Genomic DNA, 14345 nt, shown 5'->3' with positions numbered 1-14345 from the left:
GCCTTATTCTTCGCGAATACCGGAAAGTTCTGCACGGGAGAGCACCAGACGGGCGCGTTCAATCACCGGGCTGTCGACCATCTTGCCGTTAAGGGAAACGACCCCGAGACCTTCACGGGCGGCGGCTTCTGCGGCTTCAACGACCAGACGTGCATGGGCGACCTCTTTACGCGTCGGCGCATAAAGGTTGTGCAGCAGTTCTATTTGGCGGGGGTTGATCAGTGACTTACCGTCAAAGCCCAACTGTTTAATGTGGGCGGCTTCTTGCAGGAAACCGGCTTCGTTGTTGGCGTCGGAATAGACGGTATCGAAGGCCTGAATACCGGCGGAACGCGCGGCCTGCAAAATGGCGCAGCGGGCGAACAGCAGTTCGGTGCCTTCCGGAGAGCGTTCGGTGCGCAGGTTGCGAACATAGTCTTCCGCGCCCAGCGCAATCCCGATCAACCGTTCAGAGGCGTTAGCGATTTCTACCGCGCGGGTAATACCCAGCGGCGATTCCACGGCGGCTAACAGGCCGGTACTACCCGGTTCGCGACCGCAGGCGTTTTCAATGCGCAGAATTTCGTTTTCGATATCAATGACGTCCTGCGCGGTGTCGGTTTTCGGTAAACGCACCACGTCCGCGCCGCCGCGCACGACCGCTTCCAGATCGTTGACGCCCCATTCGGAATCCAGCGCATTCACGCGGACAATAGTTTCGACGTCACGGTAAAGCGGGTGTTGCAGCGCGTGATATACCAGACGGCGCGCCGCGTCTTTTTCGCGTAATGCAACGGAGTCTTCCAGGTCGAACATCAGCGCGTCGGCCGGGTAGATAAACGAATTGCTCACCATCGCCGCGTTGGCGCCCGGTACGAATAACATACTGCGGCGGGTGCGGGTTTTACGTTGTTGCAGAGAGGCGGAAATCATTGGCGATCCTCCCAGGGCAGAGCGGCAATACCGCTGGCGCGCGCCAGTAGCGTTTCCAGTCGGGCGCGCAAAATGCAGTCCAGAGCGCCTTTATCATCGACGTTCAGTTGTACGCCGCGCACGTCGTAGCGAGAAAGCACCTCCAGGATGGTGGCGCGAATGGCCTCGCCAAACTGTTTTTCAACGCTACTGTTGATTTGCAGGTCAATATCCTGCGTATCGAGCGGCGCAATGCGTATCATCACATCGCCGGACTCAAGCGTGCCTGCGACGGCTAGCTGGTTTATTTTCATTTTTCACCTGTTGCTAAGACGGGGGACTTTTGACGGGCTGCCGCGCTGCCCGGATGGCGTTCGACCATGCCCTGCAAATAGCGCAGGGTGGCGTCGGGAACCAGCGGCGCGATAGCCGTGAGATCGTGTTTAACCAGCAGCTTGCGTACCCAGGAGGCGGATATCGGCGTCTCCTGGAAGCAAAGCCGCTCTATTTCCACCAGCGTAATGGGTGGGGCGGGAAGCGTTGGCGTCTCCAGCCAGAAACGCATATCAAGGTTGTACTGGGCGGTAACGGTACAAAACGGCTCCGTACCGACAAAGCGGTGTGTGATGCCAAGCGCGGGCGCCAGATACTGGCGGAAAATCTTCAGGTCGATTTCGGTATAACAGTGATTAATGACGCTCTGCTCTTTAATGAAATAGCAGGGGAACGTCGCCCGAGAGATAATGTATTCGGAGCCGCGGTGAACGGTTAAGCGCGGGATATCGGTAGTCCCTTTAAGGACCAGATCGAGTCGGTCTTCATAGGGAAAGCGTGATGTATCTTCTTTGACCAGGAACAGATGCAGCCAGTCGCACTGTGCCGCCGCCTGTTGGATCAGATAGCGATGGCCGTGCGTGAAAGGATTGGCGTTCATCACAATACAGCCAATTTTCTTTCCCTCATGACGCAATGTCGCCAGCGATTCCGCATACCGTTTCAACCGGGTCGCGCTATTTTCCATTAAGACCATTACGCCAGGGACGCTGGCTATCGTCGAAAAGCTGCACTGTTTAAACAGCGCTTCGTATTCCGTTTTGGTATAAATAAAAAGATGGGTGCAGTGCCGTTCCCAGGCGAGATTAATCAATTCCGTCGCCAGCGTTAACGCTAAGCCTTCGCCGCGTACTGATTCGCTAATGGCCACGCATTTAATGATATTTCCGGCAATACCGCCGCAGGCAATAAGACGGTCATCACGGCTGACGGTAATAAACACTTCTACAGTGGTATCGACGCTTAAATCATTCTCTTTGAGAAAGTGAGCGATCTCCGCCATTTTTTTATTTTCAGAGCGTTTTACCCGAGTGAATACATTATTGCCAAACATAGTAAGAAATATCCTGGTGATATGCTTGTTGCCACTTTTCTGTATATGTTGCGCTGTGTTGCAACTTGATAACTTTTTCTTTTCAGTCAGAGTGGGAGTGTTTTTATGACGAGTTATTTATTTTTCTCTCTGACGTATACATCGTAAGGAGTATTTTGGTGGTAAATTTTGATTTATTTCACAAAGCGTTAGATGGTTTTTAAGTGTTTTATGGTTTTAAGTTTTTTAATTAATTTAATCGCCATTCCGGCGGTGGGTTTTAGTTGTTTAATTGATTTAATGTGGGGAATCTGTAACGATTGGTTTTTATATGCTTCAAGATACTCAAAACATTTTTATTACATTTGCGATAAATCTGAAGAGAAATGCCCATAAGGAACCTTAATGTCCTATCAGAAAAATAAAAAGCTGTTTCCTTTTTTTCGGCAACTCGCGTTTCCGTTACGTATTTTTCTGCTCATTCTGGTGGTTTCTGTTTTCATCGTGGCAGCGTTAGCACAATATTTGTCTGCCAGTTTCGAAGATTATCTGGCGTCCCATGTTCGTGATATGGCGATGAATCAGGCAAAAATTATTGCTTCTAACGACAGCATTATCGCTGCCGTAAAAAACCGGGACTATAAACGCCTGGCGATAATTGCGAATAAACTGCAGCGCGGGACGGATTTTGACTATGTGGTGATAGGCGATCGCCACTCGATCCGGCTTTACCATCCGAATCCGGAAAAAATCGGCTATCCCATGCAGTTTACGAAACCCGGCGCGCTGGAAAGAGGAGAAAGTTATTTCATTACCGGTAAGGGCTCAATAGGGATGGCGATGCGCGCCAAAACGCCTATCTTTGACAACGAAGGCAACGTGATCGGCGTTGTTTCAATTGGCTATCTGGTCAGTAAAATCGACTCCTGGCGGCTGGACTTCTTATTACCGATGGCGGGAGTTTTTGTCCTGTTGCTGGTGGTCTTAATGCTGCTTTCCTGGTTTTTCGCCGCGCATATCCGCCGACAAATGCTGGGCATGGAGCCGAAACAGATTGCGCGCGTGGTACGCCAGCAGGAGGCGTTGTTTAGCTCGGTTTATGAAGGGCTGATCGCCGTTGATCCGGAGGGACATATCACTGCGATTAACCGCAATGCGAGAAAAATGTTGGGGCTGCCGTCGCCGGGGCGTCAGTGGCTGGGCAAGCTGATAGCGGAAGTCGTCAATCCGGCAGACTTTTTTACCTGCCAGATCGCAGAAAGACGCCAGGACGTGATGGCCAACTTCAATGGCCTGAGCGTCATCGCCAATCGTGAGGCTATCCGTTCCGGCGAGGAGCTGCTGGGCGCTATTATTAGTTTTCGCAGCAAAGATGAAATCGCGACGTTGAACGCGCAGCTAACCCAGATTAAACAGTATGTTGAGAGCCTGCGCACGCTACGCCATGAGCACCTGAACTGGATGTCGACTCTGAACGGCCTGCTGCAAATGAAAGAGTATGATCGGGTCAGAGAGATGGTGCAGGGTGAGTCGCAGGCGCAGCAGCAACTTATTGATAGTTTACGCGGCGCCTTCGCCGATCGTCAGGTGGCCGGTTTGCTGTTTGGCAAAGTTCAGCGCGCGCGTGAACTGGGGCTCAAGATGGTGATTGTTCCCGGCAGCCAGCTACATCAACTGCCGGAGGGGCTGGATAGCACGGAGTTCGCCGCCATCGTCGGGAATCTGCTGGATAACGCGTTTGAGGCGAGTTTACGTACACAGGAAGGCGACAATACCATCGAACTTTTCCTGAGCGACGAGGGCGACGAGGTGGTGATAGAGGTCGCCGACCAGGGCTGCGGCGTTCCTGAAGCGCTGCGGGAAAAAATTTTTGAGCAGGGCGTAAGTACCCGAACTGACGAACCCGGTGAGCATGGTATCGGGTTATATCTGATTGCAAGTTATGTGGGGCGCTGTGGCGGGGTCATTACGCTGGAAGACAATGATCCTTGTGGCACCTTATTTTCTTTATTCCTTCCGAAAGTGAAAAAAAACGATGACAGAACCATTAACCCTATTGATCGTTGAGGATGAAACGCTGCTGGCGGAGATGCACGCAGAATATATCCGCCATATTCCTGGCTTTAACCAGATATGGCTGGCGGGCAATCTGGCGCAGGCGAGAATGATGATTGACCGGTTCAAACCTGGATTAATTCTGTTAGATAATTATCTGCCGGATGGGAAGGGGATTACGCTGCTGCATGAATTAATGCAGTCGCGCTATCCCGGCGGCGTCGTGTTTACGACCGCCGCCAGTGACATGGAGACGGTAGCGGAAGCGGTACGTAGCGGCGCGTTTGATTATCTGGTCAAACCTATTGCTTATGAACGTTTGGGACAGACGCTGACCCGCTATCAACAGCGCAGACGTATGCTGGCGAGCGCGGATAGCGCAAGTCAGAAGCAGATAGATGAAATGTTCAACGCCTATGCGCGCGGCGAACCGAAAGGGGATTTGCCGACAGGTATTGATGCCTTAACCCTTAATGCGGTGATGAAGCTATTTGCCGATCCAACCGTACGCCATACGGCTGAAACGGTCGCGCAGGCCTTAACGATAAGCCGCACCACATCCCGACGCTACCTGGAATATTGCGCGAGTCGGCACCTGATTGTCGCAGAGATTATTCATGGCAAAGTGGGCAGGCCGCAGCGTATTTACCACGGCGGCTAAGCCTGGTTTAAGATGCCGGGGCGATGTTTTCCCTCGCCCCGGCTTACCGGCTATCAGCCGCCAGTAACGGCGGAAGAGGCGCCTGGCACCATAATTTCCGTGGCGATAATGACGATCAACAGACCGACGATGACCGGAACGGACGTGCGCTTCACCACTTCAAACGGTGATATTTTAGCCATTCCGGCGACAGCGACCACGACGCCGGAGACCGGCGAAATCGTGCGCCCCAGGTTTGAGGCTTGCAGCATTGGGATGGATAAATAGGCTGGGTTGATACCGGAGGAGTGCGCCAGTTTAGGGATCATCTCAACAAAGGCGTAAAAAGGCGCATTGCCTGAACCGGTGGTCATCGCGGCCAGCATGGTTAAAATCACTAATACCAGCATCAGAATAATGCTGGCGGAGCCAAAAGAAGTGGCAATCGAGATCAGACTTTGGATAAAGCCAATGGTGCTCAGCCCCTGGGCGAAAACGCCCGCCGCGACCAGCAGCATCACAACGCCGGCAAACGCATCCGCCATGCCGCGATAAGCCACTTCCAGGCCGGAAAACACATTTTGCGTGTTGAAGCCGCGCACGAATTCCAGCACGGCGGCCAGCAGCATACAGATCACCAGAATGGTAATAATGTGCAACTGCGGCCCCCATTTACCGTCAAAAATCAGTACGCCGATAATGGGCGTGAACGGCAAAAGGGCATAAAACGCCGGGGCCGTGGTGGTAATCTCCGCCACGTCCAGCATCTCATGTGAAATGTTCTCTTTTTTATCCAGATAGCGTTGCCAGAAAAAATGCGCAATCGCCATACCGATGATGGCGGCGATGGAAATCGGCAGCGTGGTTTTGAACGCGAAATCGATTAACGGCATCTCCGCCGCTTTTGCGGCTAAAACCACATCGCCAGACGTTGGCGAGAGGATAATAGCGGCCGGCGAAGCGCAAATAGCCGCCGCCGCGCCGCGGCTAATGCCGACGTTGACCATCACCGGGAAGAGAGTAGCCATGAGCAGTACGCCAAGCCCCGTCGCGGAAGAGACGGCCAGCGACATCAGGCAGGCGACAAAATAGGCGGCAATCATCAACAGGTAGGGCGAGTTTATGTACTGTAAAGGTTTCGACGCCAGCTTCACGACCATATCATTCGCGCCGATATGCGTCATATAAGCGGCAAAGCCGCACAGCATCATGATCATCATGCCAAGATCGCCGCCGCGACTCATAAGCAGAATTTTGATGTATTCAACAATATCTGTTGCGGTATAGCCGGTACTGGTTTCGCTGGCAGGTAATACCTTATGCCCCATCAGCGCGCTGATAATAAGCAGAACCAGACCGCCGACAAATAAAACGCCAGTGGCGGAATATCCCTTAATGATGTAGCGCGCTACACCCACAATAACGACGACTCCGATAAGGAGTTCTATAACTGTTAGCATTGTTTCCCCTGTCTTATCGACACCCAGAGTAAAAATAAGAGCCACAAAAGTGGTATAAAAATGTACCGAATAAAGGATGGCGCCTTACTGATTAAAATCACGGCGCGGTTATTTTTTCATGTCATCGCTAAAGATGAAATATGCTTATACGAATTTTCTGTAGCGCTATAAGTATTAATTTATTGTTATTTTATTGTTTTATTTGTTGTGCTTTGTTTTGTGTTTTTTGTGAAAGCTTATTAAGGAGCGCGCGACGGTTCTGAGTGCTAAATCAAACGCCGTTAACCCGATACTTTCTCAGATTATTCTCTGTTTATAGTTTGTTAAGATTTTATTCAGGTTAATGTTGTTATTATCACAGTCGAATTTTTGAACGGTATGGCTGTTGTGATGATTATCAGAAAGTATTTTCTTATTATTACTCTCCTTGTTATGCCATGGCTGGCTATTCCTTCAGTCTCTGCGGCGGATAAAGGGTGGTTTAACACGTTTACCGATAACGTCGCAGAAACGTGGCGACAGCCTGAGCATTATGATTTGTATGTCCCCGCCATTACCTGGCATGCGCGCTTTGCCTACGATAAAGAGAAAACGGATCGCTATAACGAGCGGCCGTGGGGCGTTGGTTTTGGTCAGTCGCGCTGGGACGACAAAGGCAACTGGCATGGCCTCTATATGATGGCCTTTAAAGATTCATTTAACAAATGGGAACCCATAGGCGGTTATGGCTGGGAAAAAACCTGGCGACCGCTGGAAGACGATAATTTTCGTCTGGGACTGGGCTTTACCGCAGGCGTTACCGCGCGCGACAACTGGAATTATATTCCCATCCCTGTGCTGTTGCCTTTAGCGTCGATAGGTTATGGGCCCGCTACCTTTCAGATGACCTACATTCCGGGTTCGTATAACAACGGAAACGTCTATTTCGCCTGGATGCGTTTCCAGTTTTGACGGGGAAGGGCATGCTTCAGTTGTGAATTAAAAAGTCTTAAAAAACAATAAGTAGCTAGAGTTAGCTAAAAATTAACGCGATATTTATCACTTTTTCGCAAAGTTCGACTGGACAAAATGCATCACAATTGTTGTACTGGTATCCGACACAGCATTTGTGTCTATTTTTCATGTAAAGGTAATTTTGATGTCTAAGATTAAAGGTAACGTTAAGTGGTTTAATGAATCCAAAGGATTCGGTTTCATTACTCCGGAAGATGGCAGCAAAGACGTGTTCGTACACTTCTCTGCAATCCAGACCAATGGTTTTAAAACTCTGGCTGAAGGTCAGCGCGTAGAGTTCGAAATCACTAACGGTGCCAAAGGCCCTTCCGCTGCAAACGTAACTGCTCTGTAAGCATACGTCCGACAGCAAGATTTCAAAACCCGCCCTTTCGGCGGGTTTTTTTTGCGCTTAACGCGCCGCTGCGGCGGAAAATAGCCAGAATGCCAGCGCCGTCATGGCAAACGAACCCAACAGGTTAATCAGCACATTCAGCAGCGCCCAGCCAAAGCGCCCCTCTTGCAGCAAGAATACCACTTCAGCAGAAAAAGTAGAAAAGGTCGTCAGGCCGCCGCAAAAGCCGGTCGTAATGAGCACTTTCCACATCGGATCGATATGTGTCATGCGGTTAAACCAGGCGAACCCCATGCCGATAATAAACGCGCCAAGCAAATTTGCTGTTAGCGTACCGATGGGAATCGCCTGATGAAGCGGATTAAAACGCATACTTAGCATCCACCGGGCTACGCTCCCCGTTCCACCGCCGATAAAAACTGCTAAAAGAAGCTGTAACACTGCCGAATCCTTTATTTAATTGCTATACAGGAGGAGTGTAACGCCGAACACGCATAATTGGCGAGTCCTGACAGAGGTGTGGGAGGGGATATGTTCGTTGCAGCCGGGCAGTTTGTGGTGAGTTCTGTATGGGAAAAGAATGCGCAAGTTTGCGTTTCGTTAATGGTTCAGGCGGCGGACCGCGGCGTATCGCTTCTGGTGTTGCCTGAGGGGATATTAGCGCGAGATGACATCGACCTTGACCTGCCGATTCGCGCCGCGCAGCCGCTGGATGGCGCGTTTATGACGCGGCTTCAGGAAGAAAGCGCTCATAATAATATGACGACGATATTCACTATCCTTGTCCCGTCAACGCCTGGACGGGCGGTTAATATGCTGGTGGCGCTACGGGCGGGTCACATTGTCGCGCGTTACGCGAAGCTGCATCTCTATGATGCGTTTTCGATGCAAGAATCCCAAAGTATTGATGCCGGAACCGTTATCGCGCCTGTGCTGGACGTGGAGGGGGTTAAGGTGGGGCTTATGACCTGTTATGACCTGCGCTTTCCGGATATGGCGTTAGCGCTGGCTTTACAGGGGGCTGACGTATTGGCGCTGCCGACGGGCTGGGTTCGCGGCCCGTTGAAAGAGCAGCAGTGGTCGACGCTGCTGGCGGCGAGAGCGCTGGATACCACCTGCTATATGATTGCGGCCGGGGAGTGTGGTAATCGTAATATTGGTCAAAGTCGTATTATCGATCCGTTGGGGGTAACGATAGCCGCGGCAGCCGATCGTCCGGTGCTGATCGTCGCGGAAATATTCAGAGAACGAATAGACCAGGTGCGGGAGCAACTTCCTCTTTTGCAGCAACGACGATTTGCGCCACCGCAATTATTATGATGTTTTTTTACGCAAAGCTTGATTCACCTTGTTACAGATTGCTATTGTGTGCGCGCGTCGAAAGACCGTTAATATTCTCAGGTTAATCCGGCGCGTTACGCAGCCTGTTTTTAGTGAAGAAGGTATCTATGGGTGAGATTAGTATTACCAAACTGCTGGTGGTTGCCGCACTGGTTGTTCTGCTGTTTGGTACCAAGAAGTTACGTACGCTGGGCGGAGACCTGGGCACGGCGATTAAAGGATTCAAGAAAGCAATGAACGATGAAGACGCGGGCGTTAAGAAAGACGTCGACGGTAGCGTTCAGGCTGAAAAACTCTCGCACAAAGAGTAATAGCGCGATGCGCTTGCTCCGCAGAGTAAAAAAACCGGCAAGTTGCCGGTTTTTTTTGCCTGAAATGTAAGCGTCTATTACACGATCATTTCACTTCCATGCCTTTGGCCTGGAGATCAGCATGGTACGAAGAACGTACAAAGGGGCCACAGGCGGCATGGGTAAAGCCCATCGCCAGGGCTTCCGCTTTCATCTCGTCAAACTCTTCCGGGCTGACATAACGCTGTACCGGCAGGTGATGGCGGCTTGGCTGTAGATACTGACCAAGCGTCAGCATGGTAACGCCGTGACGGCGTAAGTCGCGCATAACCTCAATGATTTCCGCATTGGTTTCGCCTAAGCCCACCATCAGACCCGATTTTGTCGGAATTTCCGGGTGTGCTTCTTTGAAGCGTTCCAGTAATTTCAGCGACCAGTTGTAATCGGCGCCCGGACGAACCTGGCGGTAAATACGCGGCACGTTTTCCAGGTTGTGGTTAAACACATCCGGCGGCGTCGCGTTAAGGATATCCAGCGCGCGATCCATACGTCCACGGAAGTCTGGCACCAGCGTCTCTATTTTTATCTCCGGGCTTTTGGCGCGGATGGCGGTGATGCAGTCAGCAAAATGCTGGGCGCCGCCGTCACGCAGATCGTCACGGTCGACAGAGGTGATGACCACATAGCGTAGTGCCATGTCGGCGATCGTTTGCGCCAGTTTCTGCGGCTCTTCCGCATCCGGCGCAACGGGGCGGCCATGGGCGACATCACAGAACGGACAGCGGCGAGTGCAAATGGCGCCAAGGATCATAAACGTAGCGGTACCGTGGTTGAAACATTCAGCCAGGTTTGGGCAAGACGCTTCCTCGCAGACAGAATGCAGGCCATTTTTGCGCATTGCGGCTTTGATGCCCTGGATACGGGTAGAATCCGCCGGAAGTTTTATTTTCATCCATTCCGGTTTACGTAGTAGAGCGTCGCGCTCTGTGACCACATTTTTAACCGGGATAAGAGCCATCTTATCGGCATCGCGGTATTTTACACCGCGTTCCATCACAATGGGTTTACTCATAGCGTGCGTGTTCCAGTTGCGAATAACGAAGGAAAGCGTTTCAATTCAAGGGAAAGTTGTATTTATCAACTATTTTTGAATTTGTGACACGCAGTATATCATTGATAAGGGCCATAAAGCAGCCTGACAGCCCGGCAAAATGTAAAATAGTTGTTGTTTTGTGCTGTTTGCCCATATCTTCCGTGACCTGAATGCAACATTTTTGTCAGAACGCCTCACGGATGATATCAATGACGTTCTCCAGCACCGGATCGCGCAGACTCAGTTTATTGTAATGCAGCGAGAACTCGACCTGTTCACTATTCACCGGCGCGTAGGGAAGGCGTTCAAGCGGCCAGCAACGGCTAAATAAGTCGTAGAAGCGGGTGGGCATCAGTCCCAGCAGATCGCTGCTGGCGATCAGCGAGGCAATGGTAAAAATATTGTAGCTGCTAAAACTGATTTGCTGATCGGGAAATGTCTCCTGCAGTCGCTGGCGCAGGAGGGAAAGATGTTGTCCCTCCAGCATCAGAAAGGTGTGATCCGCGCTGTTCAGTCTCTCTTCAGTAATGGCGTTCGCCAGACACGGGTGATGCTGGCGGCAGACAATCTCAAGCGTATCGCTAAACAGGACGTGATGCTGGATGCTCCGGTTGTTATAGCTATGGGTATTGATAATGAGATCGGTCTGAAACTGACTAAGCTGGCTTTCGGCATCGTCTACCGGAATGTTGCGCAGCAAAAGCTGAGGATAACGCGGCCTGATGGCCTGGTAAATAATCGGCATCACTAGCGCGCCGACCGAAGGCGTCGTGCCAATTGTAATGGTACGTTGCTTATCATAGCTGCCCGTAAGATCCAGGGCGCCAAGAATAGATTCCAGCCCCTGGCTGATGTATTCGTGCAGATGCGTAGCATACGTCGTGGGCGTTACGCCCTGGCCTTTGCGAATAAACAGCGGATCGGGAAATATAGTCCGTAATTTTTGAATGGACTGGCTGATGGCTGACGGCGTCAGGTTAAGAATTTTCGCTGCATTGACGATCCCTTTATGGACATATACGGCCTCAAAAATCGTCAACAGATTGAGGTCAATATTTCTCAGTGTTCTGAAAATTTGCGGTTTGTCTTGTAGGTGTTGATCGGCCGGTTGTCTTTCTGCCTGATTATTATCACTCACGCTCTGGCTCCGAATTCATTCGTATTATGAATAATAGATGAAATAGTATATTTTGCATTTATGAATTGGTTTTAAAATTACTCTTATGAATGTATTTTTAGTCATTTCAATAAGATAAGTAACAGCAAGGCCGGGATTTTGTTCACGGAAAATTCCTCATCATGAGGACTGAAGAGGCCATGCCGCCTGGCGGCTACAGCAGGGATATAACGAAAATATAGAAAGCGGGGGGAGAAGTAAAGCATTCAAATCATATATGATTAATGACCCATAAATTTCTTGGGCCATTATATTTTACGCATTAAGCAGCAATATATTCATACGGTGGATTATTTAGCAGAGCTAAAATATTCGCCAGCAAGCGGGGCGCAATATTATCCGTGGTAGCGTCTTCCTTCCACTGTGTTATTTTGGCCATTTCCATGCCGGCATAACCACACGGGTTGATACGTAGGAAAGGAGAAAGATCCATGTTAACGTTTAGCGCTAAACCGTGGAATGAGCAGCCGCGACGGATACGTAAACCCAGCGAGCAGATTTTCTTTTCACCCACATAGACGCCCGGTGCATCGGCGCGCGGATGCGCCTCAATACCAATTTCAGCCAGCGTATTCACCACGGTCTGTTCAAGTAGGGTGACTAAATCACGCACGCCCAGTTTACGTCGTTTCAGGTTAAGTAAAACGTACATTACCTGTTGGCCTGGACCATGATAGGTCACCTGTCCTCCACGATCGCTCTGCACAACGGGAATATCGCCAGGCATCAATATATGTTCCGCTTTACCGGCCTGGCCCTGGGTAAACACCGGGTAATGCTCAACCAACCAGATTTCATCATGGCTGTTTTCATCGCGCATATCGGTAAAGTTATGCATGGCCTGAGAGATAGCTTCATAGGGCTGAAGGCCGAGCTGGCGGACAAGGATTTTATCCTGATACAAAACGGCATCTCCGTAGAGAATGAAAAAAGAGAGGAAAGTATATCACAGCGGGGGAGGCGGGGAGTTACCCGGATAAGACCGGGTAACCGTCTGGATGTATTACAATACCATTCGCACGATATCAATATTGCCCAGTTCTTCGTACAGCGTTTCAACCTGTTCAATATGGGTGGCATTAATGGTGATAGAGACCGAGTGGTAGTTGCCTTTGCTGCTCGGTTTTACCGTCGGAGAGTAATCACCAGGCGCATGGCGCTGTACCACTTCAACCACCTGATCAACCAGCTCAGGTAACGCCTGCCCCATTACTTTGTAAGTAAATGGCGTAGGGAATTCAAGCAGTTCGTTAAGTTTGGTTTTCATGTCAGCTCCGGCATTACGTAAAAAAATAACAACTCCCGCCACAGGGCGGGAGTTTTACTGATGCATAGTATATGGGGACGAAAATCACACTTTCAAGAGTTCAATTTTTATCCAAACCAGTGATGGAACATTAATTTAATGTAATCAATGATTTTACCGAAGAAGTTCCCTTCCGGGATCTCTTGCAGTACGACCAGCGGACGCTGCTCGATGGTTTTACCGTCCAGCTGGAAGTTGATGGTGCCGACCACCTGGTTTTTCTGCAGCGGCGCGTGCAGTTCTGCGGTATTCAGTACATAGCTCGCTTTCAAATCTTTCATGCGACCGCGAGGGATCGTCAGGTAAACGTCTTTATCGACGCCCAGCGAGGCGCGATCGGTATTACCAAACCAGGCGGGTTCAGAGGCGAACTCTTTACCAGCCTTCAGCGGATTAACGGTTTCAAAGAAACGGAAGCCCCACGTCAGCAGTTTTTTGCTTTCTGTTTCACGGCCTTTATAGGTCCGTCCGCCCATCACGGCGGAAATCAATCGCATCTGGCCTTCGGTTGCGGAAGCGACCAGATTATAGCCCGCTTTGCTGGTATGGCCGGTTTTGATGCCGTCCACATTCAGGCTGTTATCCCACAGCAGACCGTTACGGTTTAACTGGCGAATGCCGTTAAAGGTGAACTCTTTTTCTTTATAAACGGCATATTCGTTAGGCACATCGCGAATTAACGCCTGACCAATCAGCGCCATATCGCGAGCTGAACTGTATTGTCCGTCGGCGTCCAGGCCGTGTACGGTCTGGAAGTGGGTATTTTTCAGTCCTAACGCGTTCACATAGCTGTTCATCAGCCCGACGAAAGCATCCTGGCTACCGGCGGCGAAATCAGCCATCGCCACACAGGCGTCATTGCCGGATTGCAGATTGATGCCGCGTATCAACTGAGAGACCGGTACCTGCATTCCCGGCTTGAGGAACATCAGCGAGGAGCCTTTAAATACCGGATTGCCGGTGGCCCAGGCGTCATTACCGACGGTAACCAGGTCGGTTTCTTTAAATTTACCCGCTTTCATTGCCTGTCCGATGACGTAACTGGTCATCATCTTTGTCAGACTAGCCGGGTCGCGACGTTCGTCGGCGTTTTGTTCCGCCAGAACTTTGCCGGAGTTGTAGTCGATCAGGATGTAGGATTCCGCATCGATCTGCGGAACGCCTGGGATCATAGTTTTGATATTCAGGTCATCGGCATGTGCGGTTGAGATAAACGCGGCACAAAGCGCCGTGGTGAGCGCCATGCGCTGCATAAAACGAGCGGAAAAAGTGGTCTTCATGGTCTGAACTACGACGTCCGTGATGAAATTAAAAAAAGAGCCCTACTATAGCAAAAGCATAACTGGCAGGCATCTGACTTTCCGCGTGACTTTGTTAA

Annotated in this window: 16 protein-coding genes; 6 read left to right on the top strand and 10 right to left on the bottom strand. The window is 50.6% G+C overall.

Features of this window, described 5'->3' with window-relative positions; translation table 11 throughout:
- Window positions 1–3: 3 nt before the first annotated feature.
- From citE to citC, 3 genes are read right to left on the bottom strand one after another with little or no spacing between them, the layout of a single operon-like run.
- Entirely contained in the window at window positions 4–912 is a 909-nt protein-coding gene (gene citE / locus ACLJPQ_RS03355; RefSeq protein WP_000622349.1) for a citrate (pro-3S)-lyase subunit beta, read from the bottom strand.
- Window positions 909–1205, bottom strand: a complete 297-nt coding sequence (gene citD / locus ACLJPQ_RS03350; RefSeq protein WP_000700679.1) for a citrate lyase acyl carrier protein — start codon at window positions 1203–1205, stop codon at window positions 909–911. Before citD ends, citE begins: the two co-directional genes overlap by 4 nt.
- Complete coding sequence (gene citC, locus ACLJPQ_RS03345) at window positions 1202–2278, bottom strand: [citrate (pro-3S)-lyase] ligase (protein ID WP_000467872.1); 1077 nt, start codon at window positions 2276–2278, stop codon at window positions 1202–1204. Before citC ends, citD begins: the two co-directional genes overlap by 4 nt.
- A 384-nt stretch (window positions 2279–2662) precedes the next feature.
- Between citC and dpiB the strand changes: the two genes are divergently transcribed.
- A complete protein-coding gene (gene dpiB, locus ACLJPQ_RS03340; protein WP_023224058.1) occupies window positions 2663–4324 on the top strand; it encodes a sensor histidine kinase DpiB in 1662 nt (553 codons plus the stop codon).
- On the top strand, window positions 4293–4973 hold the full coding sequence (gene dpiA, locus ACLJPQ_RS03335; protein ID WP_000138786.1) for a two-component response regulator DpiA: 681 nt from the start codon (window positions 4293–4295) through the stop codon (window positions 4971–4973). The genes dpiB and dpiA overlap by 32 nt, the downstream gene beginning before the upstream one ends.
- A 53-nt stretch (window positions 4974–5026) precedes the next feature.
- Here dpiA and dcuC read toward each other — a convergent pair whose 3' ends face one another.
- Entirely contained in the window at window positions 5027–6412 is a 1386-nt protein-coding gene (gene dcuC, locus ACLJPQ_RS03330; protein WP_000958619.1) for an anaerobic C4-dicarboxylate transporter DcuC, read from the bottom strand.
- A 378-nt stretch (window positions 6413–6790) separates the two neighbouring features.
- Between dcuC and pagP the strand changes: the two genes are divergently transcribed.
- A complete protein-coding gene (pagP, locus tag ACLJPQ_RS03325) occupies window positions 6791–7363 on the top strand; it encodes a lipid IV(A) palmitoyltransferase PagP (protein ID WP_138010031.1) in 573 nt (190 codons plus the stop codon).
- 187 nt (window positions 7364–7550) lie between these two features.
- Window positions 7551–7760 (top strand): transcription antiterminator/RNA stability regulator CspE, encoded by a 210-nt coding sequence (gene cspE / locus ACLJPQ_RS03320; RefSeq protein ID WP_000034826.1) that lies wholly within the window; start codon window positions 7551–7553, stop codon window positions 7758–7760.
- 57 nt (window positions 7761–7817) lie between these two features.
- Here the strand turns inward: cspE and crcB are convergent, their stop codons facing one another.
- Window positions 7818–8201, bottom strand: coding sequence for a fluoride efflux transporter CrcB (gene crcB / locus ACLJPQ_RS03315; protein ID WP_000939753.1), 384 nt, complete (start codon window positions 8199–8201; stop codon window positions 7818–7820).
- 90 nt (window positions 8202–8291) lie between these two features.
- On the opposite strand from crcB, the gene ACLJPQ_RS03310 reads away from it, so the two are divergent.
- On the top strand, window positions 8292–9080 hold the full coding sequence (locus tag ACLJPQ_RS03310; RefSeq protein ID WP_080184576.1) for a deaminated glutathione amidase: 789 nt from the start codon (window positions 8292–8294) through the stop codon (window positions 9078–9080).
- Window positions 9081–9208: 128 nt separating this feature from the next.
- Window positions 9209–9412, top strand: a complete 204-nt coding sequence (gene tatE / locus ACLJPQ_RS03305; RefSeq protein ID WP_000503938.1) for a twin-arginine translocase subunit TatE — start codon at window positions 9209–9211, stop codon at window positions 9410–9412.
- Between the two features lie 85 nt (window positions 9413–9497).
- Here the strand turns inward: tatE and lipA are convergent, their stop codons facing one another.
- From lipA to dacA, 5 genes are all read right to left on the bottom strand, one after another.
- Window positions 9498–10463, bottom strand: a complete 966-nt coding sequence (lipA, locus tag ACLJPQ_RS03300) for a lipoyl synthase (protein WP_000042640.1) — start codon at window positions 10461–10463, stop codon at window positions 9498–9500.
- 205 nt (window positions 10464–10668) lie between these two features.
- Window positions 10669–11622 (bottom strand): YbeF family transcriptional regulator, encoded by a 954-nt coding sequence (locus tag ACLJPQ_RS03295; RefSeq protein ID WP_001282817.1) that lies wholly within the window; start codon window positions 11620–11622, stop codon window positions 10669–10671.
- Between the two features lie 301 nt (window positions 11623–11923).
- Window positions 11924–12565: a lipoyl(octanoyl) transferase LipB gene (lipB, locus tag ACLJPQ_RS03290; protein ID WP_000284009.1), complete on the bottom strand. Its 642-nt coding sequence runs from the start codon at window positions 12563–12565 to the stop codon at window positions 11924–11926.
- A 99-nt stretch (window positions 12566–12664) separates the two neighbouring features.
- Window positions 12665–12928 (bottom strand): DUF493 family protein YbeD, encoded by a 264-nt coding sequence (gene ybeD / locus ACLJPQ_RS03285; protein WP_000850547.1) that lies wholly within the window; start codon window positions 12926–12928, stop codon window positions 12665–12667.
- 107 nt (window positions 12929–13035) lie between these two features.
- Window positions 13036–14247 (bottom strand): D-alanyl-D-alanine carboxypeptidase DacA, encoded by a 1212-nt coding sequence (gene dacA, locus ACLJPQ_RS03280; RefSeq protein WP_000858711.1) that lies wholly within the window; start codon window positions 14245–14247, stop codon window positions 13036–13038.
- Window positions 14248–14345 lie beyond the last annotated feature (98 nt).

Origin of the sequence: Salmonella sp. SAL04213 (assembly GCF_046550535.1) — a bacterium.
Classification (GTDB): Bacteria; Pseudomonadota; Gammaproteobacteria; order Enterobacterales; family Enterobacteriaceae; genus Salmonella; species Salmonella enterica.
This window is presented reverse-complemented; position numbering and strand designations above follow the sequence as displayed.

Excerpts from the sequence above, each read along its gene's own strand:
- dcuC (WP_000958619.1), bottom strand. The coding sequence starts at position 6,412 with ATGCTAACAGTTATAGAACTCCTTATCGGAGTCGTCGTTATTGTGGGT.
- citC (WP_000467872.1), bottom strand. The coding sequence starts at position 2,278 with ATGTTTGGCAATAATGTATTCACTCGGGTAAAACGCTCTGAAAATAAA.
- dpiB (WP_023224058.1), top strand. The coding sequence starts at position 2,663 with ATGTCCTATCAGAAAAATAAAAAGCTGTTTCCTTTTTTTCGGCAACTC.
- ybeD (WP_000850547.1), bottom strand. The coding sequence starts at position 12,928 with ATGAAAACCAAACTTAACGAACTGCTTGAATTCCCTACGCCATTTACT.
- ACLJPQ_RS03310 (WP_080184576.1), top strand. The coding sequence starts at position 8,292 with ATGTTCGTTGCAGCCGGGCAGTTTGTGGTGAGTTCTGTATGGGAAAAG.
- lipA (WP_000042640.1), bottom strand. The coding sequence starts at position 10,463 with ATGAGTAAACCCATTGTGATGGAACGCGGTGTAAAATACCGCGATGCC.
- cspE (WP_000034826.1), top strand. The coding sequence starts at position 7,551 with ATGTCTAAGATTAAAGGTAACGTTAAGTGGTTTAATGAATCCAAAGGA.
- citE (WP_000622349.1), bottom strand. The coding sequence starts at position 912 with ATGATTTCCGCCTCTCTGCAACAACGTAAAACCCGCACCCGCCGCAGT.
- tatE (WP_000503938.1), top strand. The coding sequence starts at position 9,209 with ATGGGTGAGATTAGTATTACCAAACTGCTGGTGGTTGCCGCACTGGTT.
- citD (WP_000700679.1), bottom strand. The coding sequence starts at position 1,205 with ATGAAAATAAACCAGCTAGCCGTCGCAGGCACGCTTGAGTCCGGCGAT.
- pagP (WP_138010031.1), top strand. The coding sequence starts at position 6,791 with ATGGCTGTTGTGATGATTATCAGAAAGTATTTTCTTATTATTACTCTC.
- dpiA (WP_000138786.1), top strand. The coding sequence starts at position 4,293 with ATGACAGAACCATTAACCCTATTGATCGTTGAGGATGAAACGCTGCTG.
- dacA (WP_000858711.1), bottom strand. The coding sequence starts at position 14,247 with ATGAAGACCACTTTTTCCGCTCGTTTTATGCAGCGCATGGCGCTCACC.